At 33.5% G+C, this 22,879-nt stretch carries 21 protein-coding genes and 1 tRNA gene; 11 read left to right on the forward strand and 11 right to left on the reverse strand.

Annotated features, from left to right (window positions below):
• The first annotated feature begins 95 nt into the window (after positions 1 to 95).
• From IEV77_RS05385 to IEV77_RS05430, 10 genes are all read left to right on the forward strand, one after another.
• Entirely contained in the window at positions 96 to 1,286 is a 1,191-nt protein-coding gene (locus tag IEV77_RS05385; protein ID WP_188462555.1) for an FtsW/RodA/SpoVE family cell cycle protein, read from the forward strand.
• Positions 1,287 to 1,321: 35 nt separating this feature from the next.
• On the forward strand, positions 1,322 to 2,425 hold the full coding sequence (gene murG / locus IEV77_RS05390) for an undecaprenyldiphospho-muramoylpentapeptide beta-N-acetylglucosaminyltransferase (RefSeq protein ID WP_229736585.1): 1,104 nt from the start codon (positions 1,322 to 1,324) through the stop codon (positions 2,423 to 2,425).
• A gap of 7 nt (positions 2,426 to 2,432) precedes the next feature.
• Positions 2,433 to 3,788, forward strand: coding sequence for a UDP-N-acetylmuramate--L-alanine ligase (murC, locus tag IEV77_RS05395; RefSeq protein ID WP_188462557.1), 1,356 nt, complete (start codon positions 2,433 to 2,435; stop codon positions 3,786 to 3,788).
• Positions 3,789 to 3,804: 16 nt separating this feature from the next.
• Positions 3,805 to 4,497, forward strand: coding sequence for a cell division protein FtsQ/DivIB (locus IEV77_RS05400; RefSeq protein ID WP_229736586.1), 693 nt, complete (start codon positions 3,805 to 3,807; stop codon positions 4,495 to 4,497).
• A 3-nt stretch (positions 4,498 to 4,500) separates the two neighbouring features.
• Positions 4,501 to 5,826 carry a cell division protein FtsA gene (gene ftsA, locus IEV77_RS05405; protein ID WP_188462560.1) on the forward strand — a complete coding sequence of 442 codons (1,326 nt, stop codon included), beginning with the start codon at positions 4,501 to 4,503 and terminating at the stop codon, positions 5,824 to 5,826.
• Between the two features lie 79 nt (positions 5,827 to 5,905).
• Positions 5,906 to 7,843 (forward strand): cell division protein FtsZ, encoded by a 1,938-nt coding sequence (gene ftsZ, locus IEV77_RS05410; protein ID WP_188462562.1) that lies wholly within the window; start codon positions 5,906 to 5,908, stop codon positions 7,841 to 7,843.
• Positions 7,844 to 8,038: 195 nt separating this feature from the next.
• On the forward strand, positions 8,039 to 8,488 hold the full coding sequence (locus tag IEV77_RS05415) for a GatB/YqeY domain-containing protein (protein WP_188462564.1): 450 nt from the start codon (positions 8,039 to 8,041) through the stop codon (positions 8,486 to 8,488).
• 148 nt (positions 8,489 to 8,636) lie between these two features.
• Positions 8,637 to 8,710, forward strand: a tRNA-Arg gene (locus IEV77_RS05420).
• 174 nt (positions 8,711 to 8,884) lie between these two features.
• Positions 8,885 to 9,727, forward strand: a complete 843-nt coding sequence (locus IEV77_RS05425; protein ID WP_188462567.1) for a zinc-dependent peptidase — start codon at positions 8,885 to 8,887, stop codon at positions 9,725 to 9,727.
• Between the two features lie 77 nt (positions 9,728 to 9,804).
• Positions 9,805 to 10,224 carry a CBS domain-containing protein gene (locus IEV77_RS05430; protein WP_188462569.1) on the forward strand — a complete coding sequence of 140 codons (420 nt, stop codon included), beginning with the start codon at positions 9,805 to 9,807 and terminating at the stop codon, positions 10,222 to 10,224.
• A gap of 51 nt (positions 10,225 to 10,275) precedes the next feature.
• On the opposite strand, the gene rpe is transcribed toward IEV77_RS05430, so the two are convergent.
• The 3 genes from rpe to IEV77_RS05445 form a co-directional block, all read right to left on the reverse strand.
• On the reverse strand, positions 10,276 to 10,938 hold the full coding sequence (gene rpe, locus IEV77_RS05435; protein WP_188462571.1) for a ribulose-phosphate 3-epimerase: 663 nt from the start codon (positions 10,936 to 10,938) through the stop codon (positions 10,276 to 10,278).
• Between the two features lie 45 nt (positions 10,939 to 10,983).
• Positions 10,984 to 11,388 carry a BLUF domain-containing protein gene (locus IEV77_RS05440; protein WP_188462573.1) on the reverse strand — a complete coding sequence of 135 codons (405 nt, stop codon included), beginning with the start codon at positions 11,386 to 11,388 and terminating at the stop codon, positions 10,984 to 10,986.
• 259 nt (positions 11,389 to 11,647) lie between these two features.
• Positions 11,648 to 12,511, reverse strand: a complete 864-nt coding sequence (locus IEV77_RS05445; protein WP_008637385.1) for a sigma-70 family RNA polymerase sigma factor — start codon at positions 12,509 to 12,511, stop codon at positions 11,648 to 11,650.
• Between the two features lie 170 nt (positions 12,512 to 12,681).
• Here IEV77_RS05445 and IEV77_RS05450 point away from each other — a divergent pair, with 170 nt between their 5' ends.
• Positions 12,682 to 13,083 carry a hypothetical protein gene (locus IEV77_RS05450; RefSeq protein WP_188462575.1) on the forward strand — a complete coding sequence of 134 codons (402 nt, stop codon included), beginning with the start codon at positions 12,682 to 12,684 and terminating at the stop codon, positions 13,081 to 13,083.
• A 140-nt stretch (positions 13,084 to 13,223) separates the two neighbouring features.
• On the opposite strand, the gene IEV77_RS05455 is transcribed toward IEV77_RS05450, so the two are convergent.
• The 8 genes from IEV77_RS05455 to fbaA all read right to left on the reverse strand — a co-directional run bounded on the left by IEV77_RS05455 (position 13,224) and on the right by fbaA (position 22,842).
• Positions 13,224 to 14,423: a glutamate-5-semialdehyde dehydrogenase gene (locus IEV77_RS05455; protein WP_188462577.1), complete on the reverse strand. Its 1,200-nt coding sequence runs from the start codon at positions 14,421 to 14,423 to the stop codon at positions 13,224 to 13,226.
• Between the two features lie 9 nt (positions 14,424 to 14,432).
• The gene (gene proB / locus IEV77_RS05460) at positions 14,433 to 15,209 is read right to left on the reverse strand and encodes a glutamate 5-kinase (RefSeq protein ID WP_188462579.1); all 777 of its coding nucleotides are present in this window, start codon (positions 15,207 to 15,209) and stop codon (positions 14,433 to 14,435) included.
• 1 nt (position 15,210) lies between these two features.
• Positions 15,211 to 16,017 carry a pyrroline-5-carboxylate reductase gene (gene proC, locus IEV77_RS05465; protein WP_188462582.1) on the reverse strand — a complete coding sequence of 269 codons (807 nt, stop codon included), beginning with the start codon at positions 16,015 to 16,017 and terminating at the stop codon, positions 15,211 to 15,213.
• A gap of 314 nt (positions 16,018 to 16,331) precedes the next feature.
• Positions 16,332 to 17,762: a glycosyltransferase family 2 protein gene (locus IEV77_RS05470; RefSeq protein WP_188462584.1), complete on the reverse strand. Its 1,431-nt coding sequence runs from the start codon at positions 17,760 to 17,762 to the stop codon at positions 16,332 to 16,334.
• Between the two features lie 204 nt (positions 17,763 to 17,966).
• Entirely contained in the window at positions 17,967 to 20,219 is a 2,253-nt protein-coding gene (locus IEV77_RS05475) for a polyribonucleotide nucleotidyltransferase (RefSeq protein WP_188462586.1), read from the reverse strand.
• A gap of 182 nt (positions 20,220 to 20,401) precedes the next feature.
• Positions 20,402 to 20,671 (reverse strand): 30S ribosomal protein S15, encoded by a 270-nt coding sequence (gene rpsO, locus IEV77_RS05480; RefSeq protein WP_188462588.1) that lies wholly within the window; start codon positions 20,669 to 20,671, stop codon positions 20,402 to 20,404.
• Positions 20,672 to 20,792: 121 nt separating this feature from the next.
• The gene (accD, locus tag IEV77_RS05485; protein WP_188462590.1) at positions 20,793 to 21,650 is read right to left on the reverse strand and encodes an acetyl-CoA carboxylase, carboxyltransferase subunit beta; all 858 of its coding nucleotides are present in this window, start codon (positions 21,648 to 21,650) and stop codon (positions 20,793 to 20,795) included.
• Between the two features lie 124 nt (positions 21,651 to 21,774).
• On the reverse strand, positions 21,775 to 22,842 hold the full coding sequence (gene fbaA, locus IEV77_RS05490; RefSeq protein ID WP_188462592.1) for a class II fructose-bisphosphate aldolase: 1,068 nt from the start codon (positions 22,840 to 22,842) through the stop codon (positions 21,775 to 21,777).
• Positions 22,843 to 22,879 lie beyond the last annotated feature (37 nt).

The raw sequence follows: 22,879 nt of genomic DNA on the forward strand, positions 1-22,879 counted from the left end.
TCTAAAAAAGATGGTGGTTAATAATATTATATGCGTTACTATAAGATAATTGGGATAAATTAAAAAAGAGATTCCTGCCTACGCAGGAATAAAAAATGAACATATTTAAAAACATAAAAGGAGATCGATTAATCTGGGCAATTGCGGCTTTGCTAGCAATTTTCTCATTCCTTCCTGTGTATAGCGCAGCGAGCAATCTAGCTTATGTTGGAGAAAGTTCAAATACCTTTACTTTTTTCCTGAAACATTTAATGCACTTGTTTTTGGGTTTTACTATTATGTATGCCGTTCATAAAATTCCATATCGTTATTTCAGGGGTTTATCTATTGTTTTGTTCCCTGTTGTTCTGGTATTGCTTGTTATAACAATGCTTCAAGGTACTACCATTGATGGCGCTAATGCAAGTAGGTGGATTCAAATTCCATTGGTTAACATGTCTTTTCAAACCTCCACCTTTGCTTTTGTAGTCTTAATGGTGTTTGTGGCGCGATATATGTCAAAGATTAAAGATCAAACCATCACTTTTAAAGAATCCATATTACCGCTATGGATACCTGTTTTTCTAGTGTTAATACTTATTTTGCCTGCCAACTTTTCAACGGCAGCCATTATGTTTGTTATGGTTTTGATGTTAGTGTTTTTAGGAGGGTATCCTATTAAATATTTATTTGTAATTGTTGGAACTGGTATTCTAGCCTTATCATTTTTTGTTCTAATAGCAAAAGCTTTTCCAGATGCTATGCCAAATAGGGTTGATACTTGGATGAGTCGTGTTGAAAGTTTTTCAGATGAAGGAGATACCGAAGCCGATTATCAAATTGAAAAGGCAAAAATAGCTATAGCTACTGGAGGTATTCAAGGAGTTGGACCGGGAAAAAGTATTCAAAAGAATTTTTTACCTCAATCATCTTCAGATTTTATTTATGCTATAATTGTTGAAGAATATGGATTGATTGGAGGTTTTGTATTAATGATATTCTATCTGTGGCTTTTATTTAGAATCGTCATTGTTTCGCAAAAAGCTGATACCATTTTCGGAAAATTAATAGTGCTTGGCGTCGGTTTACCCATCGTGTTTCAAGCTTTAATAAATATGGCAGTTGCAGTAGAATTGTTTCCAGTTACCGGACAGACGTTACCATTAATTAGTAGTGGAGGAACTTCTATCTGGATGACGTGCCTAGCTCTTGGAATTATTTTAAGTGTGAGTGCTAAAAGAGAAGAATTAAAAGAACAGGAAGATAAGGAGGATAACCCATTGGCTGTTCTTTCAGAAGCTATTTAAAGAGAACATAGAATAAAGAATAAAGAAAATAGATAGTGTCAACAACAAAAACATATAGAATTATTTTATCAGGAGGCGGAACAGGTGGACATATCTACCCTGCAATTGCTATTGCAAACGAATTAAAGCAACGTTTTCCTGATGCTAAATTTTTATTTGTAGGTGCAAAAGATCGCATGGAGATGGATAAAGTGCCTCAAGCTGGTTATGAGATTGAAGGGCTTTGGATTTCAGGAATTCAAAGAGAACTTACATTAAAAAACTTGAGTTTTCCTTTTAAATTAATAAGCAGTTTGTTTAATGCCAGAAAGATAATTAATAGGTTTAAACCAGATGTGGTTATAGGAACTGGAGGTTTTGCAAGTGGTCCTTTATTGCAAGTAGCAACGTCAAAAGGAATCCCTAGTTTAATCCAAGAACAAAACTCATATCCGGGAATCACTAATAAGTTACTTTCCAAAAAAGCCAATAAAATTTGTGTGGCATATGATGGCTTGGAACGTTTTTTTCCTGAGAATAAAATTATAAAAACAGGAAATCCTGTTAGACAAGGGTTGTTAGACATTGATACGAAAAGAACGCAAGCTCAAACGTTTTTTGAATTGGATAAAGATAAAAAGACACTTTTTGTCTTGGGTGGAAGTTTAGGTGCCAGACGGATTAATGAGTTAATTGAAAAAGAGTTGGATTTCATCATAGGTCATAACATGCAGATTATTTGGCAATGTGGCAAATTGTATTTTGATCAATACAAGATTTATAACAACACCAAACACGTGCAAGTACATGCATTTGTAAATAATATGGATTATGCCTATGCGGCTTCCGATATTGTTATATCAAGAGCTGGAGCAAGTTCGGTTTCTGAATTATGTATTGTAGGGAAACCTGTCATATTTATTCCTTCACCTAATGTGGCTGAAGATCATCAGACAAAAAATGCTATGGCTATTGTTAATGAAAAAGCGGCATTATTAATTCATGAATCTGATTTGGAAGTGGATTTTGAAAATAATTTTGGGCAATTAATGGCTTCTGCTGAAAAGCAAAATGAGCTTAGCCAAAACATAAAAAAATTGGCATTAGTAAATGCAACAAAACAAATTGCAGACGAAGTAGAAAAACTATTAAAAAAGTAGGTTTTATATGAATTTAGACAACATAGATAACGTTTATTTTATTGGAATTGGTGGTATTGGCATGAGTGCCTTGGCCAGATATTTCCATGCCAAAAACAAACGTGTTGCAGGATATGATAAAACCCAAACAGAGATCACAGATAGTTTGGAAGCCTTGGGTATCAAAGTTCATTTTAACGATTCGGTTTCAAACATTCCTAATCCATTTTTTAATTATGATACTACTTTAGTTGTTTATACGCCAGCCATTCCTAAAGCAAATATGGAATTGGTTTATTTTAAAAATGAACCTAGTTTTACCGTTTTAAAACGTTCTCAAATTTTAGGTATCATAACTGAAAACACCTTCTGTCTTGCAGTAGCTGGAACACATGGAAAAACAACAACAACAAGTATTTTAGGACATTTGTTAAAGGAATGTGATGTTCCTGTTACAGCTTTTCTTGGTGGCATAAGTGAGAATTATAATTCTAATCTGATACTTAATGGAACCGATGTTTCGGTTGTGGAAGCAGATGAGTTTGATAGATCTTTCTTAACGCTTTCTCCAGATATTGCTTGTATTACATCTATGGATGCCGATCATTTGGATATTTATGGAGATGCATCAGAACTAATAAAATCTTTTGAAGATTTTTCAAAAAGAGTGAAAGAAAATGGAAAGCTATTTGTTAAGAATGGTTTGCCACTTAAAGGAATAACTTATGGAATTGAAGATAATTCAGACTATTCCGTTCAAAATATAAAAATAGAAAATGGTGTCTATGTTTTTGATGCAAAAATGCCAGAAACAACACTTAAAAATATACAATTTAACCTACCCGGTAGACATAATTTGTCTAATGCATTAATAGCCTTGGCGATGGCTGTAGAATACGGTTGCCCTCACCAGCAGCTCGCCAAAGCATTAGCATCTTACAAAGGAGTTAAACGTAGATTTTCATATCATATTAAAACGGAGGATTTGGTTTACATAGACGACTATGCACATCATCCAGAGGAAATAAATGCGGTATATCAAGCGGTTCGTGAAATGTATCCAGGAAAAAAAGTGTTAGCCATTTTTCAACCACATTTATTCAGCAGAACTAGAGATTTTGCAGACGATTTCGCTAAAAGTCTTTCTCAATTCGATGAGGTATTGTTGTTAGATATCTATCCTGCAAGAGAATTACCCATAGAAGGAATTACATCAAAATGGTTGTTGGATAAAATTGAAAACCCAAACAAACAGTTAATAGATAAAACAGAAATTATTTCAAAAATAAAAGAAAGTCAAGCTTCCATTATATTAACAATTGGAGCAGGAGATATTGGGGAAGAAGTGAAACATATTAAAAAAAGTTTAAGCGTTGAAAATTAATTGGAACTATATAAAAATGATACTTCTACTATTCTTAGTAGTGTTTCTTTATGCGTTTTCTTCAGAAAAAAATGCCTTAAGAAAAGTGTCAGATCCAATCATAAAATTTAAAGGAGATCACAACCTTTTTCTAACACATGAGAATGTTAGTAAATTGTTAATACAAAAAAACGAGAGTATAAAAAATAAGCCTAAAGAAACTTTAGATTTGAATGTTTTAGAATCTGCCCTGAATTCTAATCAAATGGTCAAGTCCGCACAAGTGTATATGTCTGTAAACGGCTTATTTATGGTGGATATTGAGCAAAAAAAACCTATAGCAAGAGTTCAAACAAATGCATCTTATTACATAGATGATCAGGGAAGTTACATGCCTTTGTCATCTAATTATACTGCAAGAGTTCCTCTTGTGACTGGAAATGTTGAAAAAAACAACCTATCCAATGTATTTAAAATTGCCCAAAAGGTAAATGAGGACGATTTTTTAAGAAAACATGTGATAGAGATTCGTCAAGCAGAAAAGAATACAATTGCTTTAAAGTTTAGACAAAATAATTTTACCATTCAGCTGGGAACGTTGAAGAATTTAGATAAAAAAATCATGAATTTAAAAGCATTCTATAACAAAGCTTTAAAAGAAAATTCACTTGACACGTATAAGACGGTTAATTTGGAGTTTGAAAGTCAAGTTGTTTGTACTAAAATATAAACTATGGAAAACAATATAGCAGTAGGATTAGACATAGGAACCACAAAAATTGTGGCCATGATTGGTCGTAAAAACGATTATGGGAAGGTGGAGATTTTAGGTATTGGAAGATCCAAAAGCCTAGGTGTACATCGTGGGGTGGTAAATAATATTACACAAACCATTAAATCTATCCAACTTGCGGTTCAAGAAGCAGAAGCAGCATCAGAGTTTAAAATTGAAAATGTAACGGTTGGGATTGCAGGTCAACATATTAGAAGTTTGCAACACAGCGATTATATTACCAGAGCAAATTCTGAATTAGTTATAGATGAAGATGATATTGAACGCTTAATAAATCAGGTTCATAAGTTAGTCATGCTTCCAGGAGAAGAAATTATCCATGTGTTACCACAGGAATATAAAGTAGATGGGCAAGCAGAAATTAAGGAGCCTGTTGGAATGTATGGAGGTAGATTAGAAGCAAATTTCCATGTAGTTGTAGGTCAGGTTTCTTCTATTAGAAATGTAGGTCGTTGTATTAAAAGTGCAGGTTTAAATTTAGAAGGGATTACTCTGGAGCCTTTAGCATCGGCAAATGCCGTTTTAAGTCAGGAAGAAAAAGAAGCAGGTGTTGCTTTAATCGATATAGGTGGTGGAACTACAGATTTAGCCATTTTTAGAGATGGTATCATTCGTCATACAGCCGTTATTCCTTTTGGAGGAAACGTTATTACAGAAGACATCAAAGAAGGCTGTTCCATTATAGAAAAGCAAGCCGAATTATTAAAAATTAAATTTGGTTCTGCATGGCCAGGAGAAAATAAAGAGAATGAGATTGTATCTATTCCTGGTTTAAGAGGAAGAGATCCAAAAGAAATCACATTAAAAAATCTTTCAAAAATTATTCACGCACGAGTTGTGGAAATTATAGAACAGGTTTATGCCGAAATAAAAAATTACGGTCACGAAGAACAGAAAAAGAAACTTATTGCAGGAATTGTTTTAACAGGAGGTGGCGCACAATTAAAACACTTAAAGCAATTGGTAGAATATATCACTGGAATGGATACCAGAATTGGTTTTCCAAACGAGCATTTGGCAGGAGATAGTGACGAAGAAATAACAAGCCCATTATACGCAACAGCAGTTGGTTTGGTAATGGATGGTCTAAAAAGACAAGAAAGAAAAAAGGCCGAAATAATTATTGAAGAGGTTCAAGAAGTCGAAGATTTAACAGAAGTTGAAACAGAAATTGAAGAACCGCAACCAATAATAAAACCAGAAAGACGTTCATTTTTAGACAAGTTAACAGAACGAGTAAAAGATTTTCTCGATAATGCCGAGTGAATTTTTAAAAAGAAGTAAAGATTAATCCATAGATATTTTAAATATCGCAAAAAGTAATAGAATAATTAAAACGAAATTCATGAGCAGCAACAAAGAATTCGAAGGTAATATTTCATTTGATCTCCCTAAAAATCAATCAAATGTTATAAAAGTCATAGGTGTTGGTGGTGGAGGTAGCAATGCTATCAACCACATGTTCCAACAAGGTATAAAAGGTGTCGATTTTGTAATTTGTAATACAGATGCACAAGCGCTACAAAACAGTGGAGTTCCAAACAAAATCCAATTAGGTTTAAATTTAACCGAAGGATTAGGTGCTGGAGCAAATCCAGATGTTGGAGAGAAATCTGCAATAGAAAGTTTTGAAGACTTACAGCGCATGTTGGATACCAATACTAAAATGATATTCATAACCGCTGGTATGGGTGGTGGAACCGGAACAGGAGCCGCACCAATAATTGCTAAAATGGCTAAAGATTTAGATATTTTAACAGTTGGGATTGTAACCATGCCTTTTCAGTTTGAAGGAAAAATGCGTAACGAACAAGCGCAAATTGGTATAGAGAACTTACGTAATGTGGTCGATTCGTTAGTGGTAATTAACAACAATAAACTTCGTGAAGTATATGGAAATTTAGGCTTTAAAGCTGGGTTCTCTAAAGCAGACGAAGTGCTTTCTACTGCCGCACGTGGTATTGCAGAGGTAATAACACATCACTACACGCAAAATATTGATTTACGCGATGCTAAAACAGTATTAAGCAATAGTGGAACTGCTATTATGGGTTCTGCTACATCTTCTGGTCAAAATAGAGCACATGACGCTATTAGTAAGGCGCTGGATTCACCTTTATTAAACGATAATAAAATTACTGGAGCTAAAAACGTATTGTTGCTTATCGTTTCTGGTGCACAAGAAATTACTATTGATGAAATAGGTGAAATTAACGACCATATTCAAAACGAAGCTGGTCATGGTGCAAATATTATCATGGGTGTAGGTGAAGACGAATCTTTAGACGAATCTATCGCTGTTACCATTATTGCAACGGGTTTTGATATCGATCAACAAGACGAAATTTCTAATACAGAAACTAAGAAAGTTATTCATGCTTTAGAAGAAGATAAACCTTTTGAACATGATTTAATAAAAAAAGAACAAGCTCCAGCCATTATAACTCCTAATATTGAGTTAGAAAAAAAAGAACCAACAGTTGTTAAGCACACTTTAGATTTAGACGAATTAGATACGTTTGGAAAACCAAAAAATGTTACAACTATAAATGACCTTATTCAAACTACTGGAGCTATTAGAAATATAGATGTTGTTTACCAGGATGTTCTAGCGAAGTTTGAAGAGGAAGATTTTATTATTACAGATGTTCAAAATCAAGCAGAACAGGAAGAAGAAGAAATTGAAGATGAACAGCAAATTACGCTAACCTTCGATATGCCAATTAGCAATTCGCCTGTAATAAGTAAAGATGAGGACTTTGTGGTGCACAAATTGGATGAGAATATTAAAAAAATTCCTGTTAACGATTATGTAGAATTAATTCCTGTTACAGAAACTAATAAACATGGCGAAACAAGATATGTTTTAGACGATTATATGGAAATTGAGTCTGGAATCAATAAAAACCAAAAGCAGGAAAAGGTCATGGAGATCGCTGAAGAATACGATAAAGAAATTGTTTTCGAAAAGAAAACAATTAAATCGGAAGAAACAGAAACTTCTATAGACGAAATTGATCCTATGAATACGCCAATTTCAGAATTGTTAAAAGAACGTGCTGAAGAGCGTAGACGTAAAATGAAAGATTTTAATTATAAATTTAATACATCTAAAATTGATGAAATTGAAAAAATTCCAGCATACAAACGTCGTGGAATCGATTTAGATTTATCAAAACACTCGTCAGAATCTAATATGTCTGGTACTAGTGTTAGTATTGATGATAACGACGATATTCAATTTAGAAGCAATAATTCTTTTCTACACGATAATGTAGATTAAGTTTTAGTGATTAAATTTAGTGATAGTGCTTCTTTAAAACCCGAATGATCTAATTGATCTTTCGGGTTTTATATTTTTCAGTGATTTTATCAATGGTGGTTTTTTAAAAATCACATAGACTTTAAATTTTTAAATTCATTTAAGAAGAAAACTTATTTTCTTAGTACCTTCGTGGCTTGCAATAAAACAAAAAACATGAGTTTACAAGAAGATATCATGACAGCCATGAAAACGGCCATGAAAAGTAAAGATCAAATGGCTTTAACGGCTTTAAGAGCTGTTAAATCGGCCATACTTTTAGCGCAAACAGAAAGTGGAGCTAAATTAGAATTAACCGAAGAGCAAGAGCTTAAAATACTTCAAAAGCAAGTAAAGCAACGCAAGGATAGCGCTGCAATTTATTTGGAGCAAAGTCGCGAAGATTTAGCGGCTCCAGAATTAGCTGAAGCAGAAGTAATCTCTCAATTTTTACCAGAAGCACTAACCGATGAAGAAATAGAAAAAGTAGTTGTTATGACTATTGAAAGCGTTGGAGCAGAAGGCATGAAAGATATGGGAAAAGTTATGGGAATAGTAAGTCAGGAATTAGCTGGAAAAGCAGATGGGAAGACTATTTCAAATATAGTAAGAGCTAAGTTGGCTTAAACCAACAAAATCTTTCAGGTTTTAAAAACCTGAGAGGTTTATCGAAATTTTTAGCAGAAAAGACAAAAGAAGAAGCGATGCTTCGAGAAAAGTATTTTAAAACAGGAATAGGAAGAGAATTTTTAAAGAGTAACATAAAATCATAATTGGCCTCGTAGTTCAACTGGATAGAATATCAGATTTCGGCTCTGATGGTTGGGGGTTCGAATCCCTTCGAGGTCACTATAAAAACTAAAAACAAGCAAGTAATCTAGCTTGTTTTTTTTGTTTAAAGATATAGCTTATTAGCTGTAAGCACTCAAATTGATATATTTCAGAATTCCGATATATAGTTTTTCACTGAATTATATTTTTAATTTACTAGATTTATCAAAATATTACTCCAAATTGTATTTTATGATTAACCTACCTGAATTACCAATTGAATACCTAATCCTCTTTGGGTTTTTGGTTACTGTATTAACTGGTTTAATGCTTTATGCCTTAGTTAATATGGTCGAAATGGTATATGTCATGATTTTTAGAAAACCACTTTATCGACATGCTTCTATTTGGTTAAAAAAAATACCCAAAGATCAAAAGGCTATTTTAGAGAGACAGTTTACTTTTTACAAGCGACTTTCAGATAAGGAGAAACGGTTTTTCGAACATCGCTTGGCTCTATTTATTGCAAACAAGGAATTTGTAGGTCGAAATGGAATTATTGTTTCAGAAGAAATGAAAGTTTTAATTTCTGCTACAGCAGTTATGCTCACTTTTGGCTTCAGAAATTTTTATATTCGATCCGTTAAAATGATTTTTATCTACCCTACCGAATTCTATTCTGAAACCAATGAAACGTATCATAAAGGTGAGTATAATTTCAGATTTAAAGCCTTGGTGCTGTCTTGGGCTGATTTCTTGGAAGGTTATGATATAGAAAATGATAACCTTAATTTAGGTATCCATGAATTTGCACATGCCATTCATTTAAATAGTATGAAGGAAAAACATGTGGGTGCTACTATTTTCACTGATACCTTTTACGAATTAAACCATATGTTGGCCAGCCAAGAAACCTTACGAGAACGTATGATAACTTCTGGTTATTTTAGAGAATATGCCTTAACCAATCAATTTGAATTTATAGCAGTTATTATTGAAACATTTATAGAAACACCGCAACAATTTAAATCGCAATTTCCGGATATTTATGCTAAGACAAAGCAAATGTTAAATTTTAATTTTTCTGGGTATTAGTCTGTTTACATGACATTTGTCATTCTTTTTTATGTATAGTGTAGGTATCTTTAGTATAGAATTTAAAACGATAACACATGAAAAAAAGAGCACCAATTTCAGACATTATGACTAAAGATGTCATTACTTTAAATCATACAGACGATTTAGAAACAGCAGAACATTTATTTAAAAGCAAAAAGATTAGACACATTCCTGTAGTTAGTGGCGAAAAAATTATTGGCATGTTAAGCTATACTGATTTATTGAGAATTAGTTTTGCTGATGCTATTGATGAAGAAGAAGATAATGTGGACACTGTAGTTTATAATATGTTTACTATAGAGCAGGTAATGGCTAAAAACTTAACAAGTGTAAACTCATCTACAACCATTAAGGAAGTTGCTGAAATACTAGCTAAAAAAGAGTTTCATGCACTACCAGTTGTTGATAACAAAAAGTTAGTTGGTATTGTTACCACTACAGATTTGATAAACTACTTAATTGAACAATTCTAAACAGTTAGTTAATAATTCAAACTAAAAAAAAGCTCCATTTAGGAGCTTTTTTTATGAGTTGGCAAGTTGTTTTAATTCCTTTATGGTTTGTGTTGGATTTTTGCTTTTAAAAACATGGCTTCCTGCAACAAAGGCATCAGCTCCAGCTTCTACAAGCTGTTTTATGTTTTTGTCTGTAACACCGCCATCAATTTCGATTAGCGTATTTAAGCCTTGTTCGTCAATCATGCGTCTAAGTTTCTTAATTTTATTATAGGTCATTTCTTCAAATTTCTGACCTCCAAAACCAGGATTAATAGACATAAGTAATACCATGTAACATTTTGGTAAAATGTCTTCTAAAACAGACACGGGTGTTGTTAAGTTTAAAACGACTCCTGCTTTGCAACCAGCATCTTCAATTTGTGAGAGTGTTCTGTGTAAATGCACAGTGGATTCGTAATGCACAGTAATTATATCTGCTCCAACTTTGGCAAACTCTTCAATATAGCGTTCTGGCTTTTCTATCATTAAATGCACGTCTAATGGCTTAGTAGCATGCTTTTTTATAGCTTGAATTACTGGCATCCCGTAAGATATGTTCGGAACAAAATGCCCATCCATAACATCTATATGAAACCAATCGGCGTCACTATTGTTAACCATTTCTACATCGCGTTGCATGTTACCAAAATCGGCGGCTAACATGGAAGGTGCTATTAGTTTTGAGTTCATTGTTGTGTAGTTATTTTGTTTGCACAAAGCTAAGGATTTTTATTTTTAGGTAGTTAGTAGGTCTTCAATAATTTGTAAAAAGAGCGTGCTATTTTCAGTGTCTTTTTTCTCTAAATTAATAACATAATTTTGTAAACCATATAAAGCATCCATATGTTCTATAACACTATAGCCTGTGTCAAAACCCTTAAAGCTTAATTGTGAAATGGATTTGTTTAATAATTCTATTATATCGGTATGTCTAGAGTCTTTTTTTATTTTTAGATAAAGGGCATCTATAATCACAGATTCTCCTTCTAATATTTGAAAAAACACCTGACCTCTCTTAACTAAAACTCCAGTAATATTTTTACTGTCATTCTTAGTTTGAGTTTCATTAAATATTGCTTCGAAACCCATAATATTAATATTTAACTTCGCTTTACTTTTATAACATATTGTTTTTAACATGTTTAAAGATAATATAAAATTTCTGAAAGTTAAATCTATTTCGTGTAGAGGGTTTGAAAAATTAATTAGAAAAGTATGTAAATGAATGAAGCCAGAGTAATCAGCTCTGGCTTCTTTCATCAATCAAAAAACGAACAGTTTTATTCTCACCGAAGTGGGAATCTTATACTGTTTGTTGAGATAAAATTCCAAGCTTCAAAATCCAAAATCCAAATTCCAACCTCTTGGTATTTGGATTTTTGTTTTTGGAATTTAAAACTTACCCTAGGTAAGTTTTTAATATTTTACTTCTAGACGTATGTTTTAATCTACGAATAGCTTTTTCTTTAATTTGTCTTACACGTTCTCTAGTCAGGTCGAAAGTTTCGCCAATTTCTTCTAAAGTCATTGGGTGTTGATTTCCTAAACCAAAGTATAAACGAATAACATCTGCTTCACGAGGTGTTAATGTTTCAAGCGCTCTTTCAATTTCTGTACGTAAAGATTCTTGTAATAATTCTCTATCTGGATTCGGAGATTCGCCAGAATTTAATACGTCGTAAAGGTTAGAATCTTCACCTTCAACTAAAGGTGCATCCATACTTACGTGACGACCAGAATTTTTCATAGACTCTTTAACATCGTTAATGGTCATGTCTAATTCTTTTGCAATTTCTTCAGCACTTGGTGGACGTTCGTGAGCTTGCTCTAAAAATGCAAATGTTTTATTAATCTTATTAATAGAACCAATTTTGTTTAAAGGCAAACGTACAATACGAGATTGTTCTGCCAAGGCTTGTAAAATGGATTGTCTAATCCACCAAACAGCATAGGAAATAAATTTAAAACCACGAGTTTCATCGAAACGTTGTGCTGCTTTAATAAGTCCTAGATTTCCTTCATTAATTAAATCTGGTAAGGTTAACCCTTGGTTTTGGTATTGCTTAGCTACAGAAACTACGAAACGTAAGTTAGCTTTTGTCAACTTCTCTAAAGCAAGTTGATCTCCTGCTTTAATACGTTGCGCTAATTCTACTTCCTCGTCTGCTGTAATTAAGTCAACTTTTCCAATTTCTTGAAGATATTTGTCTAAAGAAGCGGTTTCTCTATTGGTAACCTGCTTGGTAATTTTAAGTTGTCTCATCTAATTGTAAGCCTATAAATAAGTTAAGTTGTTACTTTATGTTATGGTTATACGTTTAAAGAGCAATTTTTGTTACATAAAATGGTGTTTATTTTTTGAAAATTAATTTTTTGGTCAAAAACAAATTGAAATTTAGTAACTTAGCCTTAGTTTAAAACAAAACTTATAACATGAAAAAATTAGTATTTTTATTTTTTGCATTTGCTATGATGCAAGTTTCGGCACAAAATTTATCGTCAATTGCTTCTTCTGCATCAAGTGGATCTATGATTGAAAACTTAGCGTCTGATCAAGTAAAGAATTTAACAAAGAAATTAAATTTAAGTGAAAGTCAACAACAACTAGTTTCCGGATTGGTAGTTAGCCAACTAAAAAGTGAAAAATTCCAAAAACTTTTAGGAAGTTTAGGAGCTGATAAATTAATGGGTTCAAGTAATACCTCTGATAATACAGCGGAACAAACTGATAAAATTCAATCTGCTTTATTAGGAGACGAAGGGTTTCAAAAGGAAATGGGTTCTGTTTTAGATAAAAAACAAATGGAAACCATGAAATCTTATATACCAAGATAAACAATAGATAAGAATATAGAAAGCCCTTTCAAACTAGTTTAGGAATTGCTTTCTAAAATACAAAAACCTCACAAAATTTATAATTTTGTGAGGTTTTTAGTTTTCATTAAAACCAATTGAGGCGACACCTGAATCCGTTTTTATTCCCGTATCTGGCCATCTCCAAATACATAATATTTATTGGTAACCAGTTGTTTTAAGCCTAGAGGTCCACGATGATGTAATTTGTCTGTGCTAATTGCTAACTCTGCACCAACACCCATTTGTCCACCATCTGTAAATCGGGTAGAGGCATTATGGTATACTGCAGCACTGTCTATTTGTTGCATAAAAGTTGCTGCTTCGTTTTTATCTTCCGTTATTATAACCGAAGAATGTCCACCAGAATATTTGTTAATTATTGCAATAGCTTGATCTAATCCGTCTACTTCTCCAATTAATAATTTCATGGCTAGAAATTCTTCATACCAAGTATTCTCATTTGAAATTTGAGTTTCATCGAATAAAATCTCACCTATTTTTTTATCAACTACCAACTCCACATCAACATGATCCAGTGTTTTTTGCAACTCTTGAACTTTCTCTTGATAATCCGGAATGTTTCTATCAATAAGTACTTTGTCTAGCGCATTGCAACCTGAAATTTTATCTGTTTTGGCATTAATAATTACTTTCACTGCTTTTTTCCAATCGGCATTTTTAGAAACATATAAAAAGTTATTTCCACGGCCGGAAATTAAAACGGCACATGTTGCGTGATCCTTAACAAACTTAATTAAGCGTTCCCCACCACGCGGGACGATTAAATCGATTTTCTCCGTAGGATTTTTTAAGAATTCCTGTGTTTCTTCACGTTTTAAATGTAGTAACTTAATCCAGTCTTTAGATAAGCCATTTTCTTCAAGAGCTTCATGCCAGCACTTTTCTAAAATTAGATTGCTATTTATGGCTTCCTTTCCACCTTTTAATAAAATTTTATTGTTCGCTTTAAAAGCCACTACTGCGGCTTCAACTGTTACATCTGGCCGTGATTCATAAATAATCATGATTGTTCCAAAGGGAGCTGTTTTATTAGTAATCTGTAACCCGCTATCCAGAGTTAAATCTGAAATTATCATATTTACAGGATCTTCCTGTTCTCCTACTTCTTTTATAGCTTGAATCATAGCATCTACTTTAGATGTATTTACGACCAAACGGTCATACAAAGCTTGATCCTCTTTATTAAATGCTTCTAGATCTTTTTTGTTTGCTTTTATAATGTTGTTGCGTTCTCTATCAATAATTTGAATCATTGAATTTAAAACGTCATTTTTTTTATATGTATGTAATAATTCCATAAGTGTTTTTTAGTGAATAAATTTAGTTCCTACTTCCTTGTTATCGATAATATCAATAATTACATTTTCACGTTTGCCATTGGCTATGTAAGTTGGAATATTCATTTTGGCTGTGCTTTTGGCAACACGTAATTTTGAAGCCATACCTCCACGACCTTCGCCTTCTTTTTTATCCGAAGCTTTTACATATTGTTCCACGTTTTGATTACCTGTAACTTTATGAATTCTTTCAGAGTCTTCGTCATCTGGATGTCCTGTAAAAAGACCATCGGTATCTGATAATATAATTAAACGGTCCGCATCTATCAATTCTGCAATCAAACTGGCTAACTCGTCATTATCAGAAAACATAGACATTGTTAAAGAAACGGCATCATCTTCATTGGCAATGGGGATTACACCTTCAGACAATAATCCTTCATAACAGTTAATCATATTCTCACGATGTTTTCCATAATCAAAATCTCGTTTCGTGGCTAAAACTTGCCCGCAACGCATGCCGTAATCGTGAAACAAACTGTAGTAATGACGCATCATCCTTGGTTGACCTACGGAGGAATATACCTGACGTCTTATTGATTTATCGGTGATATTCGTGTTTCCTAATACCTCCATTCCAGCAACTGCTGAACCCGAGGATACTAAAACCACCATAATTTCGCGCTCATAAAGCACGGAAATTTGACGTACAAGCTCTTTTAGAACAGGGCCAAGAATACGGTTATCTCTATTAGTTAATACGTTTGTTCCTACTTTTACTACGATACGTTTAATGTCGTCGTCCATATTATTTTTCTTGTCCTAATTCTATTGCCCTATTAAATGCGGCATAAGCGGCATCTTGAATAAGTTGTTTTACATTATTGTCTTCCATAGAATCTATAGCCGCCTGCGTGGTGCCTCCTTTAGAAGACACGCGATCAATCCAAGCTTCCGGAGAAATATCCGATTGATTAAAAAGCTCAATGGCTCCTTCAAAGGTATTACTGACTAATATTTTTGAATCATAATCTGAAAAGCCCATTTTTAAAGCGGCTTCCAACATGGACTGCATAAAATAGAATACATAAGCTGGTCCACTTCCTGAAATACCAGTTGAGGCATCAATGAATTTTTCGGTATCCACATGAATTGAAGTTCCAGTAGTATCCAATAAGTTTCTAACCATAATGAGTTCTACTTTTGAAACATCTGATGATTCGGTATAGGAGGTAACCCCTTTACCCACTTTTGCAGGTAAATTGGGCATGGCTCTAACCACTTTTTTAATGCCTAATTGTTCTTTTATTGTGTCTATTGTTACTCCGGCCATTAACGATACAAATAGTTGCTGCTTGTTAATGTATTTTGTCATACTTTTAAATAAGTCTTCAATATGGTATGGTTTTACGGCAAGAAAGACGATATCTGCTTTTGGTAAGCAATCTTCTAAATTATCGTAAACATCGAAATGAGCTTCTTTGCTTAATGTTGTAATTTTTTTAGGATCTGTATCATATATATTCAGGTTGTGTTTTCCTAATAAAGGCGATTTTGCCATTCCTTCGGAATACGTTAATCCCATGTTTCCAGCTCCAATTACTAATACTCTCATGTTTTATAATGTATTGATTATCAATATTAATTTCTATAAAGAGTGCAAGGACTGTACGGAAGACCCGAAAAAAATAATTAATTTCAAGAAATCCCATATAGTTAGAAAGTAGGGGGAATGGTTAGTGTATTCTTAATATTAGGTCTGTTCGTTGCCAAATTTACAATTAGAGCTATTGTTGATATTGACAAAAGGTGACAGCTTGTCGGGAATAAAAAGGCCCACACTGGAAATAACGAATTGCTGTGCCATAAAAAAAAGCCTTACAATTTCTTGTAAGACTTCTTTATTGTTATCTAAAAACGGGGATTTTTCTATCTTTTTTCTGCTAAACCACGGGTTAACCAACCTCTTCTGCTAGCGGTTGCTATGGCATATGGTGTAATCCAAAATAATCCAAAAGTGTACAGAATACTATAGGAATATGCCCAAATGGACTCTTTTGTTTCATAGTGATGCGAATAAAAGAGAACTGAGAATGTTGAAGTTACTAGAATGCTTAATAAGGTGGATCCTAGAAATAAAAATGGGTGAGTTAGAACAAAAAACAACATAAAAAGCACAAAAGGGTAGCTCATTATAATTCTTGTTGATTGACTTATAAAAAGTAAACGACTACCAAATTTACTACCTTCTTTAAAGTTGGTGAAAACATATTTTGACATGGCAATGTTTTCTCTTACATTACTTCTTCCCCATCTAATAAACATTTTGTAAAGTCCAGTGTATTCTTCTGGCACATTTGTATAAGCTACAGCGTTTTTTTGAAACAGCACATGCTTTCCTTGTTTTAGAATCATGTTTGTCATGGCTCGATCTTCTCCAATATCTGATGGTTGTCCCATAAAAGTTTGGTTGATCCATTCTGGTAAACAAGCATAAACAGCCGAACTTCGGTAAGCTGCTAAAGCCCCAGGAGTACATAATACGGAGTTCAATGTGCTTTCTGCAGAACGTACAAATTCAAAGCTCATTACAAAGCTTACATCCAACATTTTTGGAAGCATTTCTTTTTTATTGTTTAGAACTCTGATGTTTCCTGCAACGGCACCACATTCTTTATCCGCTACAAACGGACTTACTAAATTTCTTAAGGTATCTTCTTTAACTATGGAGTCACTATCAACAGTAACAAAAACATCTCCTGTTCCTAAATTAAAGCCACGATATAAGGCATGACGTTTTCCTTTGTTTTCAGGTTGTTTAAGGATTTCTAAACGATCTCCAAGGCGTTTTTTAGCATCAACCATCCAATCCCAAGTATCATCTAAGCTACCGTCGTCTATTGCAAGTATTTGCATCTTTTCAATTGGATAGTCACTTTCAGCTAGACTCATTAGCGTATCCCAAACTTGTTTTCCTTCGTTATATGCAGGAACGATAATTGTACAAGTTGGTAATTCTTCGTTTGAAACAGATTCAATAGCTTTATATTTAAAATATCTATAAGCTATATAAATAAAGTAAAATGCTTTAAAGAAAAAGAGTATTCCGGCAAGGATTAAGAATGCAAAACCAAATGTTGAGCTTTTTCGATCTTCATTAAATTGCGCAAAATCGCCATGGAATTTATTAAATAGAAAAATTCCAATGATGATTAAAGCAATGGTGCTTATAAGAGTTATTCTATTATAAGAAACATCAGTATCTCCGTTATCATCTATTGTGAATCCAAAGTATTCTTTAATTTTTTGAAGGTTAGATTTTATTGTTGATTCTTCTGAGGGAGTTATTTTTGGAGCCATAAATGTGTCTATCGTTTATTTTGTCTTTGTTAGATGTACGATGATAATTCATGTTTGGACTTTCTTTAATATTTTTTTAAGAGAATAAAGCTACATTTTTTTGATTTTGGATACTTTCTAAGAATTTAACTGTCTTAGAGGAATAAAAAAAAGCCTATTCAAATAAATGAATAGGCTTTCTACTATAGATTATAAAACTAATAATTAGTCTTGTTTATCTTCTCTTGGTTTTCTGTCATCACGACGATTATCACGACCTTTATTGTCACGAGAACCACGATTATCACGTCCACCAGATCTGCTATCCTCTCTAGGAGGTCTTTCTTTAAAACCTTCTGGTTTAGGTAAAATAGCTTTTCTAGAAACTTTTTCTTTACGAGTTCTTGGATCTTGACCAAAATACTTCACATCAAAAACATCTCCCATGTTTACAACATCGGCAACATTTTCAGTACGTTCCCATGCTAATTCACTTACGTGTAATAACACTTCGTTTCCTGGCGCATCCATATATTCTACAACGGCACCAAAATCAAGCATTTTAATAACTTTTACTTCGTAAATGCTACCAACTGTTGGTTTGAATAAGATAGAATCTATTCTAGCCATTACAGCATCAATACCTTTACGTCCTACACCTAAGATTTCAACAATACCTTCTTCAGTTACTGGATCTTCGTTAATTACGATAGTAGTATCTGTTTCTTTTTGCATTTCCTGAATCACTTTTCCACCAGGTCCAATTAAGGCTCCGATAAATTCATTAGGAACACGTCTTGTAACCATTGTAGGCGCATGTTCTTTAACATCCGCATTAGGTTTAGCAATAGTTTCAACTAGTTTATCTAAAATATGTAAACGACCATTACGAGCTTGTTGTAGTGCTGCCACTAAAATCTCGTATGATAATCCTTTTACTTTAATATCCATCTGACAAGCGGTAATACCATCTGCAGTACCAGTCACTTTAAAGTCCATATCTCCTAAGTGATCTTCATCACCTAAAATATCAGATAATACAGCGTATTTTCCAGAAGTTGCATCAGAAATTAATCCCATTGCAATACCAGAAACTGGTTTTTTCATTTGAACCCCAGCATCCATAAGCGCCATTGTACCAGAACAAACTGTTGCCATAGATGAAGAACCATTAGATTCTAAAACTTCAGAAACAATACGTACTGTATAAGGACAATCTGCAGGAATCATATTTTTCAAAGCACGTTGTGCTAAGTTACCATGACCAACTTCTCTACGAGATGTTCCACGGATTGGTCTTGCTTCACCTGTACAAAAAGGAGGGAAGTTATAATGTAAATAGAAACGCTCTTCACCTTCTTGAGATGGCATATCTATTTGGTTAGCATCTCTAGAAGTACCTAAAGTTACAGTTGCTAATGCTTGAGTTTCCCCACGTGTAAAGATTGCAGAACCATGTGTTGATGGTAAATAATCTACTTCACACCAAATTGGTCTAATCTCGTCAGTCTTACGACCATCTAAACGCAACCCTTCATCTAAGGTTAAATCTCTAATAGCAGCTTTTTCAGCTTTACGGTAATAGTCAGAAACTAAACCTCCGTAATCTGCTAACTCTTCTTCAGAAAAAGTAGCTTTGATATCTTCTTTTATTTGTTGAAAAGCAGCACTTCTTTCGTGCTTAGCAGATCCAGCTTTTGCAATAGCATACACTTTATCGTAAGCCATGTCATGTACCTTCTTCTCTAATGCTTCGTCTTTTCTTTCTGGTTGGTATTCACGAGTTGCTTTCTTCCCAAATGCTTCTGCTAATCTTATTTGAGCAGCACATTGTATTTTAATATGCTCGTGAGCAAACTTAATAGCGTCTGCCATTTCTTCTTCAGAAATTTCATGCATTTCACCTTCTACCATCATTACTGAATCTGCAGAAGCACCAATCATCATATCGATGTCAGATTCTGCTAATTGTGCAAATGAAGGGTTGATAATAAATTCACCATTTACACGAGCAACTCTAGCTTCAGAAATTGCACATTCAAAAGGGAAATCTGATAATTGAATCGCTGCAGAAGCGGCTAATCCTGCCATTGCATCTGGCATAACTTCTGGATCGTGAGACATTAATTGAATCATCACCTGAGTTTCAGAATGGTAATCTTTAGGGAATAATGGACGTAATACGCGATCCACTAAACGCATAGTTAAAACTTCACCGTCACTAGGTCTCGCTTCTCTCTTAAAGAAACCACCTGGATAACGACCAGCAGCAGCAAATTTTTCTCTGTAATCTACTGTTAATGGTAAGAAATCTAAATCTTTTTGTTCGTAGTTGGAAACAACTGTACATAATAACATACATTTTCCTGACTGAACAACAACAGAACCATGTGCCTGTTTTGCTAATTTTCCGGTTTCGATAGTAATTTCTCTACCGTCTCCTAGGTCTATGACCTCTTTAAAAACTTTTGGAATCATAATTTTTTTAATTCTAATTAAACATTGGTAGTTGTGTTGTAGTAGTAGTTGTTGTGACCAATGAAAAACCGTTAGTCCCGAACTCGATTCGGGATCTAGCTTCTTATTTTACGAATTTTTAACTCTTACGATTGAGTTATTATAATACAAAAAAAGAGGCGCGAAGCCTCTTAATTATGTGATTATTTTCTTAATCCTAATTCTTTTACAATTGCACGATATCTTAAGACATCTTTCTTAATTAAGTAATCAAGTAAGCTTCTTCTTTTACCTACTAACATTACTAAAGAACGCTCTGTATTGTAATCTTTACGATTTTTCTTTAAGTGCGTTGTTAAATGCTCAATTCTGTAAGTGAATAATGCAATCTGTCCTTCTGCAGTACCAGTATCTTTTGCATTTTTGCCATGTTTTGTAAAGATGGCTTCTTTTTCTTTTTGATCTAAATACATTCCAATATTATTTTAAATGATTTTTATGTACATGAAAGTTTTTCTTTCAAGCTGCAAATATAATACTTTTTCGCCAATTGTAATCTTTTGTAAAAATATTATTTGATTCAACAATGAAAAACTAGACTCTTAAAGGTTGATTTGTAATTAAATCGATATATAAATTAACTTTATTTTTTAGATTTTTTCTATGAGTAATAAAGTCTAAAAAACCATGTTCTAATAAAAACTCTGATGTTTGAAAGCCTTCAGGTAACTCTTGCCCAGTGGTGTCTTTTACAACACGTGGTCCGGCGAAACCAATTAAAGCTCCAGGCTCAGCAATGGTAATATCTCCTAACATGGCGAAGGATGCTGTTGTTCCTCCTGTTGTTGGATCTGTACATAAAGAAATATATGGTATTCCAGCGTCTGCCAGTTGTGCTAATTTAACCGAAGTTTTGGCTAACTGCATTAAAGATAGAGCTGCTTCCATCATTCTTGCTCCTCCAGATTTGGAGATAATCATAAAAGGGATTTTCTTTTTTAAGGAATAATCTGCGGCACGAGCAATTTTTTCGCCTACTACAGAACCCATAGAACCACCAATAAAAGCGAAATCCATACAAGCAATTACTAAATCTTTTCCATTAGATTTACCTACAGCAGTACGAACAGCATCTTTTAAATTAGTTTTTTCTTGGGCTGCTTTTAAACGGTCTGGATATTTTTTAGTGTCTTCGAATTTTAAGGGATCTTTTGACTCTAATTTAGTGTCGAATTCTTTAAATTTATTGTCGTCGAATAATATTTCGAAATACTCTTTACTTCCTATTCTTACATGGTAACCATCTTCTGGGCTCACATAGAAATTTTGTTCTAATTCTTTGGTATCTACTATCTTTCCAGTAGGAGATTTATACCACAAACCTTTAGGAGTATCCTTTTTTTGGTCGGTAGTGGTTTGAATTCCTTTTTCTTTTCTTTTAAACCAAGACATAATGATTAACGATTTTAGAATTATGATTTACGATTTTAGAATTTTAAAATCGTTAGTTTCCTTGTTAGTTATAGAAGCAAAATTAAACGTTTCATTTGAATTGAGCATTTCACTTTTATATATTTTATAATGTATTTACATTATTCAAATCTTCGAAAGCCTTTTTTAAGCGTTCTACAAAGGTTATTTCTCCTTTACGTAACCAAACTCTTGGGTCGTAATATTTTTTATTTGGAATATCTGAACCCTCAGGATTTCCAATTTGTGATTTCAAATAATCTTGGTTTTCAAGAATGTAATCACGAACGCCTTCAGTAAATGCATATTGCATGTCTGTATCGATATTCATTTTTATAACACCATAACCAATAGCTTCGCGAATTTCTTCTACCGTTGAGCCTGAACCACCGTGAAAAACAAAATCGATATGATTGTGTTCTACACCAAATTTCTTAGAAATATATTCCTGAGAGTTTTTAAGGATTTTTGGAGTTAGCTTCACATTTCCAGGTTTATATACGCCATGAACGTTTCCAAAGGCTGCTGCAATAGTAAATTGGTTGCTTATTTTGCTTAATTCTTCGTAAGCATAAGCTACTTCTTCTGGCTGAGTGTATAATTTAGAATCGTCTACGTCTGTATTATCAACACCATCTTCTTCACCCCCTGTAATACCAAGTTCAATTTCTAAAGTCATACCCATTTTACTCATTCTAGTTAGGTATGCTTTACAAATCTCTATATTTTCTTCAATAGGTTCTTCACTTAAATCAATCATGTGAGAACTATATAAGGGTTTTCCTGTTTCTTTAAAATGTTGCTCACTAGCATCTAATAAACCATCAATCCATGGCAATAATTTTTTAGCACAATGGTCTGTGTGTAAGATAACAGGGATACCATAAGCTTCGGCCATTAAATGCACATGCTTTGCGCCGGCAATACAACCTGCGATGGCTGCTTTTTGGTTCTCGTTACTTAATCCTTTTCCAGCATTAAAAACACCTCCACCATTAGAAAATTGAATAATTACAGGAGCGTTTAAATCTCTTGCAGTTTCCAAAACACCATTGATGGTACTTGAGCCAACTACGTTTACAGCAGGTAAGGCGAATCCTTTTTCTTTAGCTAGTTTGAAAATATTTTGAACTTCTTGCCCTGTTGCAACTCCAGGTTTAATGTTATGTGCCATAATTGTTAAATTAAAAAGTTTGAAATACAAAAATAAG

This window comes from Xanthomarina arctica, assembly GCF_014638915.1.
Classification (GTDB): Bacteria; Bacteroidota; Bacteroidia; order Flavobacteriales; family Flavobacteriaceae; genus Xanthomarina; species Xanthomarina arctica.